This window comes from Empedobacter sp. UBA7611, assembly GCF_002484365.1.
In the GTDB taxonomy this organism is placed as follows: Bacteria; Bacteroidota; Bacteroidia; order Flavobacteriales; family Weeksellaceae; genus Empedobacter; species Empedobacter falsenii_B.
Genome location: NZ_DLJR01000069.1, coordinates 1 through 17,260, shown reverse-complemented (window position 1 = coordinate 17,260; position 17,260 = coordinate 1). Strand labels below are relative to the sequence as shown.

Genomic DNA, 17,260 nt, shown 5'->3' with positions numbered 1-17,260 from the left:
TCACTAAAAAAACATGATTATGAAAAAAATATTCTTACTAATTATATTCTTTTTGTTTACTTTTATTAATGCTCAATCTTATGAGGAAAAAACAATTATACTTCAAGAATTGTTAAAAGATAAAAAATATTGTGAAGCACATAAAATTTTTGAACAAATTCTGAATAATGAAAATCGAAACCCTTATGATTTTTATTATGGAGCAATCTCGTCAGTAAATTGTAATAAACCAAATCAAGCATTAGATTGGTTAGAAATGGGAGTTCAAAAAGGTTTAGGTTCTACCAAAGAAGAAGTTGATTATCTTTCTAATGATGAAAATTTTTCTAAGATTTATTCTGATCCTAAATGGAATAATTTAGTTTCTGTGATGAAAGAGAAGTTAAAAGAAAAAGAACTTCGTGAAGAAAAATTAAATGTAGATTGGTTAAAAAGTATAAGTAACAATAGAGTAAAAAATAAAAACAGATCAGCCAAATGCAGGATTTGCTTTATATACAAACAATGTAGATTCTATCAAAGTTCCTTATTTGGTTTTAATTCCTAAAAGTTATTCGTCTAAAAAGCCTTCAAGAATGATTGTTTATTTGCATGGAGGAGTGGTGAGTACAGAAAATTTTACTCATAATAATTATCAAATAGAGCAAGAATCTATATTTTCTTTGGCAGATGAATACAATGCTATTATTCTGTATCCATTTGGAAAAAAAGCTTTTGAAAATGTCTTATCGATTGTAAAAGAAGTTGAAAAAAAATATTCTATAAACAAGAAAGAAATTTATCTTGGAGGAATGTCAAATGGCGGTTCAGCAACTTTTTGGTTTGCAACAAATCATTCGAATTTGTTTAAAGGTTTTTATGCTTTTTCTGCAGATCCAAAATTAAAAATTGAAGAGATTGACTTTTCTAAAATCAAAAAACCTTTTTATATGTTGAATGCTAAAGATGACAACGTTTTTAAATTTGAGGAAGTGGAATCAATTTATTTAAAAAAACATAACAAAAATTGGCATTTAGAATCATTAGAAAAGGGTAATCATGGTTTTGTTTACCAAGAAAACGGAACAGAAATAATGAAAAACTTATTAGATAAATTAATAATGGAATAAACTAAATCTTCATAAAATCTTCTTCCAATAAGTCTTCTAAAGGACTTTGCATCAAAGATTGTGGTAAATTTCGGAAAGCAAAATTTCGGAGATTCATTAAGAACTTATTGTCAACTTGAGCAACTTTTCCAGCCAAACGAGAAGTATCGATAATATAATGTGTTCGTTTCAAACGACGTAAATTATAATGTTCAAAAGCTAACAAAATATCAGTATCTTTTTTGATTAATTCATCATACAAAACGCAAACATCTTCAACCGCCATGCATGCGCCTTGCCCCATGTTTGGTGTGGTTGCATGTGCTGCATCTCCAATTAATAAAACACGATTAAATGCATAATTATTAATCGGTTTTATATCCATAATTGGCGTAGCAATTATACTTTCTGGATTCGTTTTTTGTAAAGTATTTCTGATTTGTCCCGAATAATCTTTGAACTGATTTTTAATATCACTTAAAGCGTAGTTGTAAACTTCAGAATTTAGTTTTGTATTGACACAAGCGTACCAATATATTTGATGATTGATAAGAGGAGTCAAACCAAATCGACCATTTGGTCCCCATGTTTCGATACTTTTCTTTGAGTTATACGATTTATCTTCCACAATGGCACGCCAACAAATATATCCCGCATAACGAGGTGTCGACTGTTTTAACAATTGTTGACGAATTGTAGAATTTATCCCATCAGCACCAATTAAATAATCACCTTCTGTAGAAGTTCCATCTTCAAAATGAAGGACAACTTTTTCAAAACTTTGTTCAAAGAATTTTATTTTTTTTGACGTTTTAATTTTATTCGAATCAATTTTTGAAACTAAATAATGATGTAAATCTGCGCGATGAATGGCAAAATTTTCGTTGTTGTAGTTTTTTCTCAATCGTTCGGTATCGGCTTTTAAAATTGTTTTTTCTTTCCAATCTTGAATTTCAAAATCTTCTAGCATATGTCCCAAAGGCGCAACTTCTTCCGCTAAACCAAGAATTTCAAATGCTTTCATTGCATTAGAGGCCAAACCAAAACCAGCCCCAATTCCACGAACTTCTGGCGAAGCCTCGAAAATTTCGTAGTCATAATTTAAATCTTGCAAAGCTTTTGCTAAAGTTAAACCTGCAATTCCTGCACCAGCGATTAAGAATTTTTTACTCATTGATAAAAATAAAGTTCAAAATTAATCATTCTACTATAAACCAAAAAGAAAAGCGAATCAATTTGATTCGCTTTTCAGAAGTTATTTTGTCGAAAATTATTGTTCGTTAAAATATTTGTAGAAATATGGAATAGTTTCGATTCCTTTATAGAAATTGAATAAACCATAATGTTCGTTAGGAGAGTGGATAACGTCAGAGTTTAACCCAAATCCCATTAAAACAGATTTTGTTCCTAATTCTTCTTCGAATAAAGCAACAATTGGAATAGATCCTCCAGCTCTTTCAGCTAACGCTTCTTTCTCAAAAGTTTCAGCTAATGCTTTTTTAGCAGCGATAAAACCTGGGTGATTTGTTGGTAAAATATAAGGTTTACCTCCGTGATGTGGCTTTACTTTAACTTCTACTGAAGATGGCGCTAATGTTGGGAAATAATCTGCAAATTGTTTTGTTACAACCTCAGGGTCTTGTCCTGGAACCAAACGCATTGAAATTTTAGCATAAGCATGAGAAGGAATAACTGTTTTAGCACCTTCGCCAATGTATCCTCCCCAAATTCCGTTTACATCTAAAGTAGGACGAATAGACGCTCTCTCGATTGTAGAAAAACCTTCTTCTCCTTGAATATCAGCAATACCGATAGATTTTTTGTATTCTTCAACATCAAATGGAATTTTCGCTAAATCAGCTCTTTCATCTTCAGTTAATTCAAGAATTGGCTCGTAAAAACCTGGAATTGTAATGTGACCTTTTTCATTGATTAATTTTCCAATCATTGTTGCTAAAACATTAATTGGATTTGGAACAGCTCCACCATAAACACCAGAGTGCATATCGCGATTAGCTCCTTTTACTTCAACTTCTACATAAGATAAACCACGTAAACCAACTGATATAGAGGGTTGTTCGTTTGAAATCATAGAAGTATCAGAAATCAAAATCACATCATTTTTTAATTTCTCTTTATTGTTTTTAACGAAATTTACTAATGAAGGAGAACCAACTTCTTCTTCACCTTCGATCATAAATTTAACGTTACAAGGTAATTCGTTTGATTTGTTTAAAGCCTCAAAAGCTTTAACGTGCATAAACATTTGACCTTTATCATCAGCAGAACCACGTGCGAAAATTGCTCCGTCAGGATGAATTTCTGTCTTTTTGATTACTGGTTCGTATGGTCCAGATTCCCATAATTCTAAAGGATCAGCTGGTTGTACATCGTAGTGTCCGTAAACTAAAACAGTTGGTTTTGAAGCGTCAACTATTTTTTCTCCGTAAACAACAGGAAAACCTTCTGTTTCGCATACTTCAACATTATCAGCACCTGCTTCTTTTAAATATTTTGCAACCATTTCGGCAGCATCATTTACGTCTTGTGTGTAGGCTGGATCAGCACTAACTGAAGGAATTTTAAGTAATTCGATTAATTCATCAAGAAAACGTTGTTTATTCTCTTGTATAAATTGTTGCGTATTGTTCATCTTTGTTTGTTATGAATAATAGGTAAATTTAAAAATAAAATCTTGATTAGACTTTCTTTTTCAAGAAAAATATAATGCGAAAACCTTTGTATCTTTGCAAAAAATTAGAGAATGATATTATATAATACAACTTTTATTGTTGAACAAGAAGTGCATGACGATTGGTTTGCGTGGATTCATAAAGAGCATATTAATGATTATTTGAAATCAAATTGTTTTATCGGTGCTCGTTTAGGAAAAATAACTTCTCATATAGAACCTGGGGCGGTTTCTTATTCTTTGCAATTATTTGTGAATGATGAATTGACTTTAGATAAATTCAAGAATAATTTTTTATCAGAAATTAAACAAAAAAGTTTGCAAAAATACGCGACTAAAGTACTAAGTTTCGAAAGTGAAATGGAACATATAGGGGATTATAATTAAACAAAAGCTCGAGAATTTTCTCGAGCTTTTTTTATATTCTTTTTTGAAAAATAACTTCAATATTCAATTCAATCCATTGTTTGGTGCTAAAATCATAATAGGACTTTGTAATATTTGTAGACAGATGGTTGTTGTCTATAATTTTTAAATTTTCAATAGAAACATTTTTTTTATTTTCCTTGTTACCAGTATAGTTGCTTTCTGTATAACTACTATCTTTTATAACCATTACTTTATCCGATAATGTTGTAGATGTTGCAAAACCATATTTTACAAAATTCGCATAACCGTCTGGTATACTTGGATAATCATAATTTAATAAAGTTAGAGGAAAATTAAAGGATATTATTTTTACTTTAGGTCTAACTTCTAAAAAGTTCTCTTGTTTATTAAGAATTTCAATTTCATCCATCAAATTAGTTGATGTTTTTTTATCATTGTTTAAATCGACTGGGATATTAGCTATATAGGATACAATATTATAAGTATCAACTACATCTTCTTCCGAAAAACCATCATCATCTTTACATCCAAAATTAATAAGAATTATACTAGATGCAAGTAGTAGTTTAAAGTAATTTGTAATCATATCATTATGAATTTTAGTAAATATAATAATTTCATTGATTTGTTTAGTTATCAATTTTTGATTTATGTTTTTTTGACTTTAGTTGAATTATTTCAGAATTGGTTTCGATTTAGATAAAAATACCTATTACGATATTTTACTTCCGAAAAATTATAATTCAAACAAAGCGTTTGTTATTAAAATGAAAATGGGCAAATCACCTGATAAAACAGAAAAATTGATGGACGCAAAAATGTAGTTCCAAAATAGAATAAAAAAATGCAGTAGTTTTTCTACTGCATTTTTTGTTTATGTTTAACCTTCGAAGCTTCTTACAGCATCTAACGTTTTATTGATTTCAGCGTCTTTAATCGCATCAGAAATAAACCAAGTTTCGTATCCTGAAGGTGCAATGTAAACTTCGTTTGTCAACAAATGATGGAAAAATTTATTGAATCTTTCATGGTTACATTTCGTTACATCTGTAAAGTTTTTGATTTCTGTTTGTTCAGTAAAGAACACAGACATCATCGAACCTAAACGATTAATATGTGCAGGAATTCCTTTCTCAGCAAATATTTTAGAAATCTCGTTATCTAAAGTTTCTGTTGCATTATCAATACGATTAAATAATGCTCTATCATTATTAATAATATTCAACGTTGTGATACCAGCACGCATCGCAATTGGATTTCCAGATAAAGTTCCAGCTTGATAAACAGGACCAAGAGGAGCAAGGTGATTCATGATTTCGCGACGAGCAGCAAAAGCTCCAACAGGGAAACCACCACCAATTACTTTACCAAATGTAACGATATCCGCATTGATATTTAAACGTTCTTGCGAACCTCCCATCGCTTGACGGAAACCTGTCATTACCTCATCAAAAATTAATAAAGCACCGTTCGCATCACAAATTTGTCTTAATCCTTCTAAGAAACCTTTTTCTGGAACAATACATCCCATGTTTCCTGCGATTGGCTCAACAATAATAGCTGCAATTTCATCTTTATTTTGTTCGAATAAAGCTTTTACATCTTCCAAATTATTGTATTCTGCCAACAACGTATCTTTCGCTGTTCCTTGCGTTACACCTGGAGAATTTGGATTTCCAAAAGTTGCAGCACCAGAACCAGCTTTAATCAAAAATGAATCTGAATGTCCGTGGTAACAACCTTCAAATTTTACAATTTTATCACGATTTGTATAACCTCTTGCCAAACGAATTGCAGACATACACGCTTCTGTACCAGAGTTCACCATACGAACCATGTCGATATTTGGAACAACGGATGTGATTAACTTAGCAATTTCAGTTTCCAATTCAGTTGGTGTACCAAAAGAAAAACCATTTTTCATTTGTTCAACAGTCGCATTCAAAACACGCGGATCTGTATGCCCAATAATCATTGGTCCCCAAGAATTGATGTAATCTACGTAAGCACGTCCATCTTCATCATAAATATAAGCACCTTCGGCTTTTTTGATAAAAATTGGCGTTCCTCCAACAGATTTAAATGCACGAACAGGAGAATTTACACCTCCTGGAATATATTCTTGCGCGTCTTTGAATAATGCGCTACTTCTTTGATACAACATAATTTTACAAAAATAGTTGCACAAATTTACTGAATCTTAAATGAATTATGAAGTGATTTTGATTAGATTATAAGTTTATGTGAAGATTTATTTTCTAAATACTCAATTAATGTTTTAATCAATTGATTTTCTTTCAAAATCGTTTGATTTCCAATCAAAAATAATTGCTCTTTTGCACGTGTTAACGCCACATTTAGTTTTCGGTCAACATTTCCTTGGTCATTCATATTCACCAACGCATTCAATTGTGAATGATATGTTACCGCAAAACTATACAAAATAATATCGCGCTGACTTCCTTGGTAACGCTCAACAGTATCAACTGTAATTTGTTCATGATTTGGAATATTTGCTAATTCTAATTTCTGTTTAATTAATGCAATTTGATTACGGAAAGGTGCAATAATTCCAATCGTTTTCTTCGGATCAAATTCTTTTTTATTGATTTCGTATAAATGAATAATTTCTTGTACAAATTTGACAATGAAATCGGCTTCTTGCTCATTTGTTGAAGGCAAATAAGGATTTTCGTCCACATTGATAAACGCAAAACGATGATTGGTGATAAAATTCTGTAAATCATTTGATTGATTGTAGTTTTCGAAATGTAAATCTGCACGTTGACGATTTAAACTTTGCTTAACCTCATCATTCAAATTAGGAATATCATAAGCAACATTTAATTTTCCATCATAAAAATAATTGTTCGGAAAATCCGCGATTTCTGCATGCATTCTTCCTTGATAAGTTAATTGATCAAATGCATTTTCGTAATTATTTCGTTCACAAAATTCGTACAAACGTTCGAAAATTGAGTTTTTACGATTGATTAAACCAATATTTTCTAATAATTCGTTGTTCGTTTTTGCTAATTCAGGATTTTGCAAAACAATTGCAGGCAACTGTTTGTGATCACCAATCATGATAAAACGTTCTGCTTTTGGTAGAATTCCAACAATTTGTGGTTCTAAAATTTGTGAAGCTTCATCAATAATAATTGTATCAAATTTCTTTAATTTCAGAATATCATTTTTACTCGAAATTGAAGCAACCGTCGAAACAAAAATGCGTTGTTTACGAATAATATCTTGAATCGTTTTTCTCGAAAATTTTTCTCCTTTTTGCTCTAAATCAGCATCTTTTTGCTCGATAATTTTATTCAATAAATTTGAATGGAATTCAGGAGAAGTAGATAATTCGTTTCCAATTCGAATAAATTTTTGTTCAATTTGATCAGAAATAGCCGAATTTATCGATTCACATAATTCATCAACCGCACGATTTGTATACGCCAAAAGCAAAATATTACAATCTTGTTTCTCGTAGATTTCTTTTACCAACTCTTTGATGATAATCGATGTTTTTCCTGTTCCTGGAGGTCCATTCAACAAGAAATAATCTTTAGAAGAAAGCGCTTTTTTCAAGATTCGATTTTGTTCATCCGAAAGATTTGAGTTAAAATACGCATAATCCATTTGATTTCTTGGAATAGATTGCGTTAAAATCAAATCTTTTTTTGCTTTCGAAGAATGAATTAATCCATACAGATTTCGGTACATCGAAACAAAAGAAGAATCCATAAAATCGCGCTCCAAAGCCCATTTTCCTGATGAATCAAACGAATCAAAAAAGCGTGTATTAGGTTGTTGATAACGAAAACGTAACACAATAAATTCTCTCGAAATACTTTTGATGGTACATTTAAAAACCTGATTTGTTAAAACTGAATCTTTGAAATTATTTCTTGGATAAAGAATGCAAATATCACCTTCGCGAATCGAAATAAAATCATTCGCAGGATTGGTTCTTTTTAACTTGATTTCACGTTTTGGATCAGAAATATGATTTTCTATAATTTCTAAATCATAAATAATCTCGAAATTATTGTTTTTTTCTTCGAAAGTATTCAGCCATAAACTCGCCAAACCGTTGTTAGAAGTTGATTGTCCCAAACCAAGTTTCGCCATATATTGCTCTTTCGCAATGAAATTCGTAAACGAATAAAAATAAGCTTTTTCTAACGGTGAACTATTTTTGATCGGATAGATAAATTTATCCAACTGTTCTTCTAAAATTTCTTTGAAACGAGGATTAATTTTTCGTTTGATAAAATTGGCAGGTTTAATCGAATAAATAGTTGATTCAATATCGGTTAATGTATGATTTGCTAACCGATTTTCATTGATAATTATTCGATTTCGTAAATCAAAAATACGTTGAACTCGCGCTAAAGTTGGCACATCAAAACGTAAATTTCCTTGATATACTTTCGAATAGAAGATATAACCTTCGGTGTTTTTTGTGACATCTTTAAACTCTAAATCATACAAAACACCAATAATTTGGTAATATAAAAAGAGTTGCGTCGCATGATTTGGCTTGACACTTTTTCCGTCATCAGGAAAAGGTGCACCACCAGATTTCAACTCGATAATTTTATTTTTTCCTTCGGGATTAATGTCTAATAAATCCAAACGACCCTGAATACCATATTGTTCGCACAAAAATGAAGGCTCTATTAATGCACGATCCAACGAAATATCATATTGAGGAAAATCCTCCGTCAACACTTTTTGAATACGGTCAAAATGACCTTTAGCTTCCAGATAATAATCTTTCAAGTCTTGTGGATTCGCTAGATCGTTGCAAGCCGTATATTCTAATGGATAATTTTTGAAATCATTCTTGAAAATATCATTAAAATCTGTGTTTTCAATGTTTTCCGTTGAAAAATGATCGACTACTGAATTGGCAAAATTCCCTAAACGAATGTGTTTACTATTTGGCGCTTCTTCAAATTTTTTCTGAATATAATGCAATTCAGAAGTTCCATAATCCTGAAAACATTCAGCAATTGCCGAAATATCAACCAAATAATCTGGTTCGAGAATGATAAAACGTGGATGATAAATTCCTTCTTCATCAATCGTCGAATTGACTAAATTTAATTGTGCACCAACCCAAAAATCCTCAATAGAAGTAAAGTTTTCATTTACGCCATCCTCATCAATTTGAACTGTAATATTTTCTTCTGTTTCATTATCTTCATGATCGCAAATCAAACAATCTCGTTTAATTTCAATCACTTGAACACGCAATTTTTTAACCCGATTTCGAGTAAGAATTTTGTTTGTATAAAATTCTTTTTCAGGAAAATAGTAGATAATTTCTGCTGGAATCATTACTTCATAAATCGAAGAAATAAAATCTGCAATATATTTATAATGTGTAAAATATTCGTGTTCTGTCGGTTCGTATTTCTCGCTCAGAATTCGTTGAGCAGTTTTACGAAACGAATGAATTTTAGTAGAAACTTGGTATTGATTACAGATAAAAGATAGCTTCGAGAAAAAGTTAGAAAACTGTAAAGCTTCGTTTTTTGTTAACTCAAATGCAATATTTTCAACCAAACGTTTTAAATCTAAATATTTAGAATTGATTGGTTTATTGGCAAGTTGAATTTGTAAAACTTCATTTAGCAGTTGATTTCCTATTTCTTCTCGATTCACGGCGATTAATTTGGTGTAAAATTAAGACTAAATATTGTATTAAAAAGACGTTTAATCCCACGTTTTCCAATCATCACTTGTAAACAACCATTCTGGAGTTTTAATTTTACCTTGTTGTAATTTATACCAAGGATTTAATTTTTTATCCATTGGATTATTAAGAATTTGAATTTCTTGAGCTGGCATATAACTTTGGGCGAGTAAAACAATTTTTTCGCCTTGTTCATTTTTTGCTAAATCAACTACCATAACAGCATGTCCATAAGGATTTCCTTGTTGTAAAAGAATATCTCCAATTTTTACTTGATTATATTTTACCGACTCTAATTGATTTTTTAGAGAAGCTGTATTCGCATAACTGAAAACATATTCCAAATACTTCCAATAATTTTCTGGTGAATAATCTCCATTTGCAAAATCTGTAAATTTGCGTGGTTTTCCGTCCGATAAAAAGTTGAAAGAGATTTCATCATAACGCTTTTGTTGGTAGAGAAAATCAGCTCTCAAACGCATTGTTGCATCTGCACATTGATGTAAATCTTTGTTTCCAATCGGTAAATCAATCACCGCATTGTACACATTATTTACAGGTTTTTCGTTTCCATTATAGAATTTTACAAGTGTTCCAAAGTCTTTCAATTGCAAATGTTGTAGAAAATATCCGAATTCATTTTGATTATAATTTTCTCTTTGAAAACCTTTTGGTACTGAATATCGATCAATTATTTTATCCGCTTTTTCGTTGATAAAACTTTATTTCTCAACAATTTTTTGAATTGAATCTTGATGATTTTTAGAATTCGTAGAATTTTCATCTTTACAACTGAAAATGAAAAATGGCAATATGAAGCAGATATATTTTTTCAAATTATTTAATTCTCAAAGGTGAAACAAGGACAACAAATCCATCAGGATCTAAGAATGAAATTCCGTTATTATTCCAATATGGATTTTTAGATTTTATTTGTTTGATTTGATGAAGTTCTAAACGCTCAACGATTTCGTCATATTCTTGTTGCGTTGTTGGATAAAATACCAAACAATTGTCTTCATCAAAGTGATGATCGATATTTTCGTGAGTTGTTGTAAATTCTAAATGCTAGCTTAAATCTGATTTTCCAATAAAAATGTCATCATATCCATTGTGATTTTTAAACTTTCCAAGGATTTCAAAACTTAAAACTTTTATATAAAAATCCCTGATTTCATTGATTTGGTTGGTATGTCGAGCGACTCTAAATTGCATAAAATTCACTATTATTATTGATTGAAAATTAGTATATTTTATTGAATTTTATAGAAATATACCCGTTGTGCATTTTAAATAATTTGAGTTTTTAGATTATTAATATTTCGATTAAAGTATGTTTTATTAATGTACTGAACCACAGTAAGTGCAGTAATTTTAGCTAAAATTCTGGTTTTAAACCCTTCGAAAGTCTTTGCATAATTTCGTCTAATCATAAACTGATCGCATAGTTGAGAAAATAAAGTTTCAATTCTTTTTCGGTACTTTTTGAAGAGATAAAACTGAGGTTTATACTCTTTTTGATTGGATCTTTTCGGTGTTTCTAATCGAATATTAGCTTCATTAAATAAGTCAATTTGAATTGTTTGTGACAAATAACCTTTGTCCCCAAGTAGCACACAATCATACATTTGAGTTTTAACATCTTTCAAAAAATGAATGTCATGAACAGATGCGGGACTGATATCAATACTCTGGAAAACACCATTTAAAGAACAAATAGCATGAAGTTTATAGCCATAAAAAGACATTTGCTGAGAAGCACAAAAACCTCTATTTGGTGCACTATACTGATGTTCTTTGCAAATTTTCGAGCGATTAATTCTTGCTATTTTACACACTTCCAACGGCATACTATCAACGATGAAACAAGTTTCAAATTCATTAAATTCTTTCGCTAATTTGAGGCGAATACTATTAATTTGCCCTGATAATCTACGTTTTCTACGATTGTAAATACTACGCTCAATTTTACAACTTAACGCATTAGGAAGATTTCGAAATAAATGATTTTCACTATCAAGACCCATAAATTCAGCGGTTAAGACAAGACTGATGAGTTCTAAATCAAAAAGTTTAGGTCTTCTACGTTGATAAATTAAAAGTGTATCTGTTGATATTTTTCGTAGAACTTCCAATATTCTTTCGTAATTTGCAAGTAAGTTGTTCATTGTAAATGTTTTGTAGTTAAAACAATTTACTGATTTTCAATCAAATGAACAACTTTATTCTTTATTAATCAAAATGCACAACGGGTAGAAATATTTAAAGATGTTCAAACAAAATCGATATACAAAACTTTTTATCTGTTCGCTCTGTGTTTTTATTATAGGAATATTCTCGACTGGATATGGCTATAATTTGGATTATAACAAAAATGATTATGATGTATATTTTTTACTTGTTAGATTTCTTCTTATCCTCATAGGATTTATAATCGGTGTGTTTAGCTTAATAAAAGGATTTGTAAAAATATATCGAAAATAAATACTCTAATTTTACTCATATAGTTTATATAAAATATTGATTTAGATGAAAAAAATAATATTCTTTTTCGCAGTCGTTACATTTTCTGTGATGACTTCTTTTGCTCAGAAAAATGACAAAATTAAAAGTGAAGAAATCAAAACAAACAAAGCAAATTTTAGTCGAATTAATTCAATTAAAAATTGGACAAAAATAAAAGAAATTGAAACTGATGATTCTACCGAAGGTGGTTTTATTAATTATTATTTTTTGAACGATAAATTAGAAAAAATTGTGGTTCGAAAATTTGGAGAATCAGGTCAATATTTAGCCGAATATTATTTGTTAAATGATAAATAGTCTTTTGTTTTTGAACAAGATACACTTATAATTTTCCTTTATATTGGAAAGGATTTGATGATAAAAAATCGAAAATTGAAGAATTTCGTTATTATTTTGAAGATAGAAAATTGATTCATTTTATAGGAAAATCTAAAAATTACAAAACTGAAAGTAAAGATACTTTGGACGAATTTGATGAGATAATTAAGATGGAAAATAATTATAAATAAATGATTTATAATAGCTATATTACAATTTGATTAACTTGTTTTATGTTCAAACTATATCCATTTCATTTTTGTTCTTTAGTGTTATTGTTTCTATTAATTAATACACAACATTTTTGGATTCATGAAACTGGAATTTTCGCGATTGTTTTATATTTAATAGAGCTTATTTTATTCGTAGGATTAATTATTTCTACAATACTAAAGTTGTATAAATATTTTGATGATGCTGAAAGAAATTTCAAAAAAGGAATACCTGTTTTTATTAGCACTGTTTTTTTGACTTTAGTTTTTCTATATCCATCAGGAATAATTACTGATAATACAATTTATGGTAAGGATAAATTATTTGCTTTTAGTGAAGGAACCGCAAGTTGCGGTATCAGCTATCATTTTAAATCAGATAGTATTTATATTGTAAATTCGTTTTGTTTTTTCCCATCACGAGAAGTTGGTAAATACTATCTGAAAAATGACACAATATATTTTGATACTATTACTAATAAACAATATAAATTCGGAACAATAAATAGAAAAGATTCCATTTTAGAATTATATTATTTAGAACCTCGAACATTCAATTTTGACACATTGAAAGTAGATTCCACTATTATTAAAAGGAAAATTGAAAATTCAAAAAGTCATAGTTTTAATATCTCAGAAATAAATAATCTTGAATAAAAAAATCCGTCAATTGACGGATTTTATCTTTTTAATACACTTCTTCTTTTTTGAAGAAAACTGTGTCATTTCCTTTTCTAAATTTCAGTTCCGAATATCGAATCGTGTAATCATCAGACATTCCGTAAGTTTCTAAAATAAAATTATCTTTGAAACGATAATTTCTATTGGTTTTATGTTTTGCATTCGAGCCTAACTCTTCTTTCAAACTCAGTGTTTCTGGAGAAATTTTGAAGCGAGAATCAGTTTCTATTCGATTAATAATTGTATTGACATCGGCAGAATCCATAATCAAAACTGTTTCTAGTTTCATGTTTTTAATTCCAGAAATATCTGTCGATACAATCTTTAAATTTCCTTTAAAACCAATTCCAGCTTGATGTAAATCGGTTTTCAAATCATCGTTGGAATACATTTGACTTCTGTAACCATATTTCATCATCGGAATCATCACAATAAAAAATATCGTAAGTGATACAATCATTGCAGCTTTGTTGTAGCCAGCCATTCGCAATCCATAATAGATAAATGGAATCAAAATCAATAATACAATTCCGAATATAATGACAGCAATTAATCCTGATTCCATTAGCCGTTAATCATATTTAAAAATTCGTCTTCCGTCAACACGACAACTGTTCCTATTTCTTCTGCTTTTTTCAGTTTACTTCCAGCTTTGTCGCCAGCAACCAAGAAATTTAAGTTTTTAGAAACTGCAGAAATATTTTTCCCGCCATGATCTTCCACCATTTTTTGCGCATCAGTTCGATTGAATTTTGTCAAAGTTCCTGTAAACAGAAACGTTTTGCCTTCCAAAGAATCTGACAAAGGTTTTGCTTCTTCACCAACCTCGAAATTCAATCCATAATCACGTAAACGTTGAATCAAAATTTGATGTTGTTCTTCTTTAAAATATTCCTTAATCGAAATTGCAATTTTTTCTCCAACATCTGTTACAGAAACCAATTCTTCCATTGTTGCATTCATCAAACGATCAATAGTTTGAAAATGTTTGACTAATTTTTTTGCAACCGTTTCACCAACATGACGAATTCCAATTGCATACAACACCTTTTCGAAAGGTTGCTCTTTAGATTTTTCGACAGAATTAATAATATTTTGAGCAGATTTTTCAGCCATTCTTTCTAAAGGCAAAATATCTTCTTTTTGTAAAGTATAAAAATCAGCAATGTTATTTAGCAAATTTGCTTTGTGTAACAAAACTGCTGTTTCACCACCAATACTCTCAATATCCATTGCTTTTCGAGAAACAAAATGCTCTAATTTTCCAATAATTTGTGGCTCACAACCATTCTCATTTGGACAATAATGCTGTGCTTCGCCATCGTTACGAATTAATTCTGTTCCGCAAGAAGGACAATTTTTAATAAATTCGATTTCTTCCGTTCCAGGTTTGCGAACATCAGTATTAACACCAACAATTTTCGGAATAATTTCGCCGCCTTTTTCCACATAAACCATATCACCAATGCGGATATCCAACTTTTTAATAATATCTTCGTTGTGGACAGAAGCACGTTTTACGATTGTTCCAGCCAAAGAAACAGGTGCAAGATTTGCAACAGGCGTAATCGCTCCAGTACGACCAACTTGATAATCGATGCTCAATAATTCGGTTTCGGCAGCTTCAGCTTTAAATTTATACGCCATTGCCCAACGTGGAGATTTCGCAGTATAACCTAATTCATCTTGTTGCGAAAAAGAATTCACTTTGATCACAATTCCGTCCGTTTCGTAAGGTAAATTTTTGCGTTCGATATCCCAATGATCTACAAAAGCCAAAACTTCTTCCAAAGAAGTACATAATTTTGACGTATGCGGAATCTTAAAACCTAATTCATCAGCGGCTTGTAGCATTTCCCATTGCGTAGAATAAGGCAAATTATTTCCGATAAAATAATACGGAAAGCATTGTAAACCACGTTTCGCAACTTCGGTATTATCTTGTAATTTTAATGATCCAGAAGCGGTATTTCGAGGATTTGCATACAATTCTAAACCATTATTAGCGCGTTCTTCATTAATTGAAGCAAATTTATTGAGCGGAATTGTAATTTCTCCACGCATATAAAAACGTTCAGGATAATTTCCTTTCAATTTTAAAGGGACAGATTGTATCGTACGAATATTATTCGTGATTTCATCACCTTGTGTTCCATCTCCACGCGTTACAGCCTGCGTCAATTCACCATTTTCGTATAAAATAGAAATCGAAGCGCCGTCATATTTCAATTCGCAAACAAATTCTACTTTTTCACCTAACGTTTTCTCAATTCGTTTTTCCCAATCTTGTAAATCTTCAACTGAATATGAATTGTCTAACGAATACATTCTAAATTCGTGTGTAATCGTCGGAAAATTTTTTGTAACCATTCCACCAACGCGTTGTGTAGGGGAATTAACATCAAAAAAGATAGGATTTTCGTCTTCTAATCGTTTTAATTCTTTCAATTTCAAATCAAATTCGAAATCAGAAATTGTCGGATTATCTAAAACGTAATAATTATAATTATGCTGAGTAAGCTCTTCTCGAAGCGCTAAAATTTTGTCTTGTATTTCCATTCTAAAAATGTTACCGAACAAAGATAAACACTTGAATTAATACGAACAATTTTTAAAATAATTTGGAATGATTTATATTTAGGAATATTTATTGCAACGTTTATTGAAAAAAATAATCAACTATGAATAATTTATTGGAAGTTTTGGACACAAAATCAAAAGGTTTTGAAAATACAGTTTCTATCGTAACAACTGGAGCAGCAGCAGGAATTGCAATTTCGAAAGCAATTAACAAAAACGAAAAAATTGGAGCTGTTGTGGGGGTAGGAGTAGGCTTGCTAGTTTATGCAATGTTTAGTCCTCAAAACAAATTGGAAAAAGAGAATAAAAAACTGGAAAAGCAAATAGAAGAGTTTGAAGCTAAATTGGAAAAGTAATCTGTTTTTATTTGTAAGTATTTTAACTTATTTGGTGAGTTTAATTTTGCTTGTTCATTTATTAAATTTTAATTTTGTTGAATATTATTCTGGAGAGTCTAAAGCAGAATATTTAGGAATTGCATATCTAATATTAGGATATATAACGATATCAGAGTTGCCAATTGATTTTATCTGTTGGTTAGGGAACTTTACATTATTATTTTCTTGGATTTTTTATAAGAAAAAAATAGGATTAATATTAGGTATTATCGCTGTTATTCAAATGTCATTATACGGAATTAATCATTTGACAAGAATAAATATTTTACAAATACATGAATATGATTTACCACTTTTTGGTTATTGGATTTGGTTATTTTCGTCCATTTTTGTGTTAATTCATCATTATAAGAAATATAAATTAAAAAGTCAAACTTTGTAAAGTTTGACTTTTTTCGTTTACGATATTCATAATTTGCTCTCGAAGATGATTAGATAGAATTTATTTTTACAGTGTTTTAAATATTTTTATCCTAATAATGATATTGTTTTTTGAGTTAATTAATAATTTAAACTCTTCAAAAGCCTCTGTATAATGCCAATTTGGACTGATTTTCTTCTATTTTACGAATATGATAATTCGTTTTCGAAGATAATTTAAGTATAAATAAAATATGCTTGTATAATTTATTGATCTTATATTGTATTATATACCGGTAGTGCATTTGTAT

The 17,260-nt window shown here is 30.0% G+C and carries 18 protein-coding genes; 7 read left to right on the top strand and 11 right to left on the bottom strand.

The genetic code is table 11. The features are described from left to right. The first annotated feature begins 19 nt into the window (after positions 1-19). Complete coding sequence (locus tag B3R94_RS11980; protein WP_125349515.1) at positions 20-547, top strand: hypothetical protein; 528 nt, start codon at positions 20-22, stop codon at positions 545-547. Between the two features lie 28 nt (positions 548-575). Continuing rightward, the gene (locus B3R94_RS11975) at positions 576-1,109 is read left to right on the top strand and encodes a dienelactone hydrolase family protein (protein WP_260391972.1); all 534 of its coding nucleotides are present in this window, start codon (positions 576-578) and stop codon (positions 1,107-1,109) included. Position 1,110: 1 nt separating this feature from the next. Here B3R94_RS11975 and B3R94_RS11970 read toward each other — a convergent pair whose 3' ends face one another. Beyond that, positions 1,111-2,262 (bottom strand): FAD-dependent monooxygenase, encoded by a 1,152-nt coding sequence (locus B3R94_RS11970; RefSeq protein ID WP_291101053.1) that lies wholly within the window; start codon positions 2,260-2,262, stop codon positions 1,111-1,113. 96 nt (positions 2,263-2,358) lie between these two features. Next, positions 2,359-3,741 (bottom strand): dipeptidase, encoded by a 1,383-nt coding sequence (locus tag B3R94_RS11965; RefSeq protein ID WP_038334410.1) that lies wholly within the window; start codon positions 3,739-3,741, stop codon positions 2,359-2,361. Between the two features lie 111 nt (positions 3,742-3,852). Between B3R94_RS11965 and B3R94_RS11960 the strand changes: the two genes are divergently transcribed. After that, on the top strand, positions 3,853-4,167 hold the full coding sequence (locus B3R94_RS11960; protein WP_125349519.1) for a DUF4286 family protein: 315 nt from the start codon (positions 3,853-3,855) through the stop codon (positions 4,165-4,167). A gap of 31 nt (positions 4,168-4,198) precedes the next feature. On the opposite strand, the gene B3R94_RS11955 is transcribed toward B3R94_RS11960, so the two are convergent. The 7 genes from B3R94_RS11955 to B3R94_RS11930 all read right to left on the bottom strand — a co-directional run bounded on the left by B3R94_RS11955 (position 4,199) and on the right by B3R94_RS11930 (position 12,042). Next, positions 4,199-4,756 (bottom strand): hypothetical protein, encoded by a 558-nt coding sequence (locus tag B3R94_RS11955; protein ID WP_038334399.1) that lies wholly within the window; start codon positions 4,754-4,756, stop codon positions 4,199-4,201. Positions 4,757-5,050: 294 nt separating this feature from the next. Continuing rightward, positions 5,051-6,334: a glutamate-1-semialdehyde 2,1-aminomutase gene (gene hemL / locus B3R94_RS11950; RefSeq protein WP_291101047.1), complete on the bottom strand. Its 1,284-nt coding sequence runs from the start codon at positions 6,332-6,334 to the stop codon at positions 5,051-5,053. A gap of 62 nt (positions 6,335-6,396) precedes the next feature. Then, the gene (locus B3R94_RS11945; protein ID WP_291101044.1) at positions 6,397-9,843 is read right to left on the bottom strand and encodes an ATP-dependent helicase; all 3,447 of its coding nucleotides are present in this window, start codon (positions 9,841-9,843) and stop codon (positions 6,397-6,399) included. A 51-nt stretch (positions 9,844-9,894) separates the two neighbouring features. Continuing rightward, positions 9,895-10,566, bottom strand: a complete 672-nt coding sequence (locus B3R94_RS11940; RefSeq protein ID WP_291101160.1) for a DUF4846 domain-containing protein — start codon at positions 10,564-10,566, stop codon at positions 9,895-9,897. Positions 10,567-10,711: 145 nt separating this feature from the next. After that, positions 10,712-10,882, bottom strand: a complete 171-nt coding sequence (locus B3R94_RS11935) for a hypothetical protein (protein WP_291101041.1) — start codon at positions 10,880-10,882, stop codon at positions 10,712-10,714. 60 nt (positions 10,883-10,942) lie between these two features. Beyond that, positions 10,943-11,089 (bottom strand): hypothetical protein, encoded by a 147-nt coding sequence (locus tag B3R94_RS14290; protein ID WP_407933552.1) that lies wholly within the window; start codon positions 11,087-11,089, stop codon positions 10,943-10,945. A gap of 74 nt (positions 11,090-11,163) precedes the next feature. Further along, positions 11,164-12,042, bottom strand: coding sequence for an IS982 family transposase (locus tag B3R94_RS11930; protein WP_291101037.1), 879 nt, complete (start codon positions 12,040-12,042; stop codon positions 11,164-11,166). A 361-nt stretch (positions 12,043-12,403) separates the two neighbouring features. Here B3R94_RS11930 and B3R94_RS11925 point away from each other — a divergent pair, with 361 nt between their 5' ends. Together B3R94_RS11925 and B3R94_RS11920 are read left to right on the top strand one after the other, a co-directional pair. Then, positions 12,404-12,697: a hypothetical protein gene (locus B3R94_RS11925; RefSeq protein WP_291101035.1), complete on the top strand. Its 294-nt coding sequence runs from the start codon at positions 12,404-12,406 to the stop codon at positions 12,695-12,697. Positions 12,698-12,951: 254 nt separating this feature from the next. Further along, positions 12,952-13,587, top strand: a complete 636-nt coding sequence (locus tag B3R94_RS11920; RefSeq protein WP_291101033.1) for a hypothetical protein — start codon at positions 12,952-12,954, stop codon at positions 13,585-13,587. A gap of 31 nt (positions 13,588-13,618) precedes the next feature. On the opposite strand, the gene B3R94_RS11915 is transcribed toward B3R94_RS11920, so the two are convergent. After that, positions 13,619-14,176 (bottom strand): hypothetical protein, encoded by a 558-nt coding sequence (locus B3R94_RS11915; RefSeq protein WP_219034626.1) that lies wholly within the window; start codon positions 14,174-14,176, stop codon positions 13,619-13,621. Next, positions 14,176-16,170: an NAD-dependent DNA ligase LigA gene (gene ligA / locus B3R94_RS11910; RefSeq protein ID WP_291101030.1), complete on the bottom strand. Its 1,995-nt coding sequence runs from the start codon at positions 16,168-16,170 to the stop codon at positions 14,176-14,178. The genes B3R94_RS11915 and ligA overlap by 1 nt, the downstream gene beginning before the upstream one ends. Before the next feature lie 122 nt (positions 16,171-16,292). On the opposite strand from ligA, the gene B3R94_RS11905 reads away from it, so the two are divergent. Both B3R94_RS11905 and B3R94_RS11900 read left to right on the top strand, forming a co-directional pair. Continuing rightward, positions 16,293-16,547 (top strand): hypothetical protein, encoded by a 255-nt coding sequence (locus B3R94_RS11905; protein ID WP_038334370.1) that lies wholly within the window; start codon positions 16,293-16,295, stop codon positions 16,545-16,547. 34 nt (positions 16,548-16,581) lie between these two features. Then, the gene (locus B3R94_RS11900) at positions 16,582-16,971 is read left to right on the top strand and encodes a hypothetical protein (protein WP_291101027.1); all 390 of its coding nucleotides are present in this window, start codon (positions 16,582-16,584) and stop codon (positions 16,969-16,971) included. Positions 16,972-17,260: the final 289 nt, after the last annotated feature.

What these genes read in the sequence shown, in the direction of transcription:
- B3R94_RS11955 (WP_038334399.1), bottom strand. Translation starts at nt 4,756, where the DNA reads ATGATTACAAATTACTTTAAACTACTACTTGCATCTAGTATAATTCTT.
- B3R94_RS11980 (WP_125349515.1), top strand. Translation starts at nt 20, where the DNA reads ATGAAAAAAATATTCTTACTAATTATATTCTTTTTGTTTACTTTTATT.
- B3R94_RS11905 (WP_038334370.1), top strand. Translation starts at nt 16,293, where the DNA reads ATGAATAATTTATTGGAAGTTTTGGACACAAAATCAAAAGGTTTTGAA.
- B3R94_RS11930 (WP_291101037.1), bottom strand. Translation starts at nt 12,042, where the DNA reads ATGAACAACTTACTTGCAAATTACGAAAGAATATTGGAAGTTCTACGA.
- B3R94_RS11915 (WP_219034626.1), bottom strand. Translation starts at nt 14,176, where the DNA reads ATGGAATCAGGATTAATTGCTGTCATTATATTCGGAATTGTATTATTG.
- B3R94_RS11925 (WP_291101035.1), top strand. Translation starts at nt 12,404, where the DNA reads ATGAAAAAAATAATATTCTTTTTCGCAGTCGTTACATTTTCTGTGATG.
- ligA (WP_291101030.1), bottom strand. Translation starts at nt 16,170, where the DNA reads ATGGAAATACAAGACAAAATTTTAGCGCTTCGAGAAGAGCTTACTCAG.
- B3R94_RS11965 (WP_038334410.1), bottom strand. Translation starts at nt 3,741, where the DNA reads ATGAACAATACGCAACAATTTATACAAGAGAATAAACAACGTTTTCTT.
- B3R94_RS11920 (WP_291101033.1), top strand. Translation starts at nt 12,952, where the DNA reads ATGTTCAAACTATATCCATTTCATTTTTGTTCTTTAGTGTTATTGTTT.
- B3R94_RS11975 (WP_260391972.1), top strand. Translation starts at nt 576, where the DNA reads ATGATTGTTTATTTGCATGGAGGAGTGGTGAGTACAGAAAATTTTACT.
- B3R94_RS14290 (WP_407933552.1), bottom strand. Translation starts at nt 11,089, where the DNA reads ATGCAATTTAGAGTCGCTCGACATACCAACCAAATCAATGAAATCAGG.
- B3R94_RS11970 (WP_291101053.1), bottom strand. Translation starts at nt 2,262, where the DNA reads ATGAGTAAAAAATTCTTAATCGCTGGTGCAGGAATTGCAGGTTTAACT.
- hemL (WP_291101047.1), bottom strand. Translation starts at nt 6,334, where the DNA reads ATGTTGTATCAAAGAAGTAGCGCATTATTCAAAGACGCGCAAGAATAT.
- B3R94_RS11960 (WP_125349519.1), top strand. Translation starts at nt 3,853, where the DNA reads ATGATATTATATAATACAACTTTTATTGTTGAACAAGAAGTGCATGAC.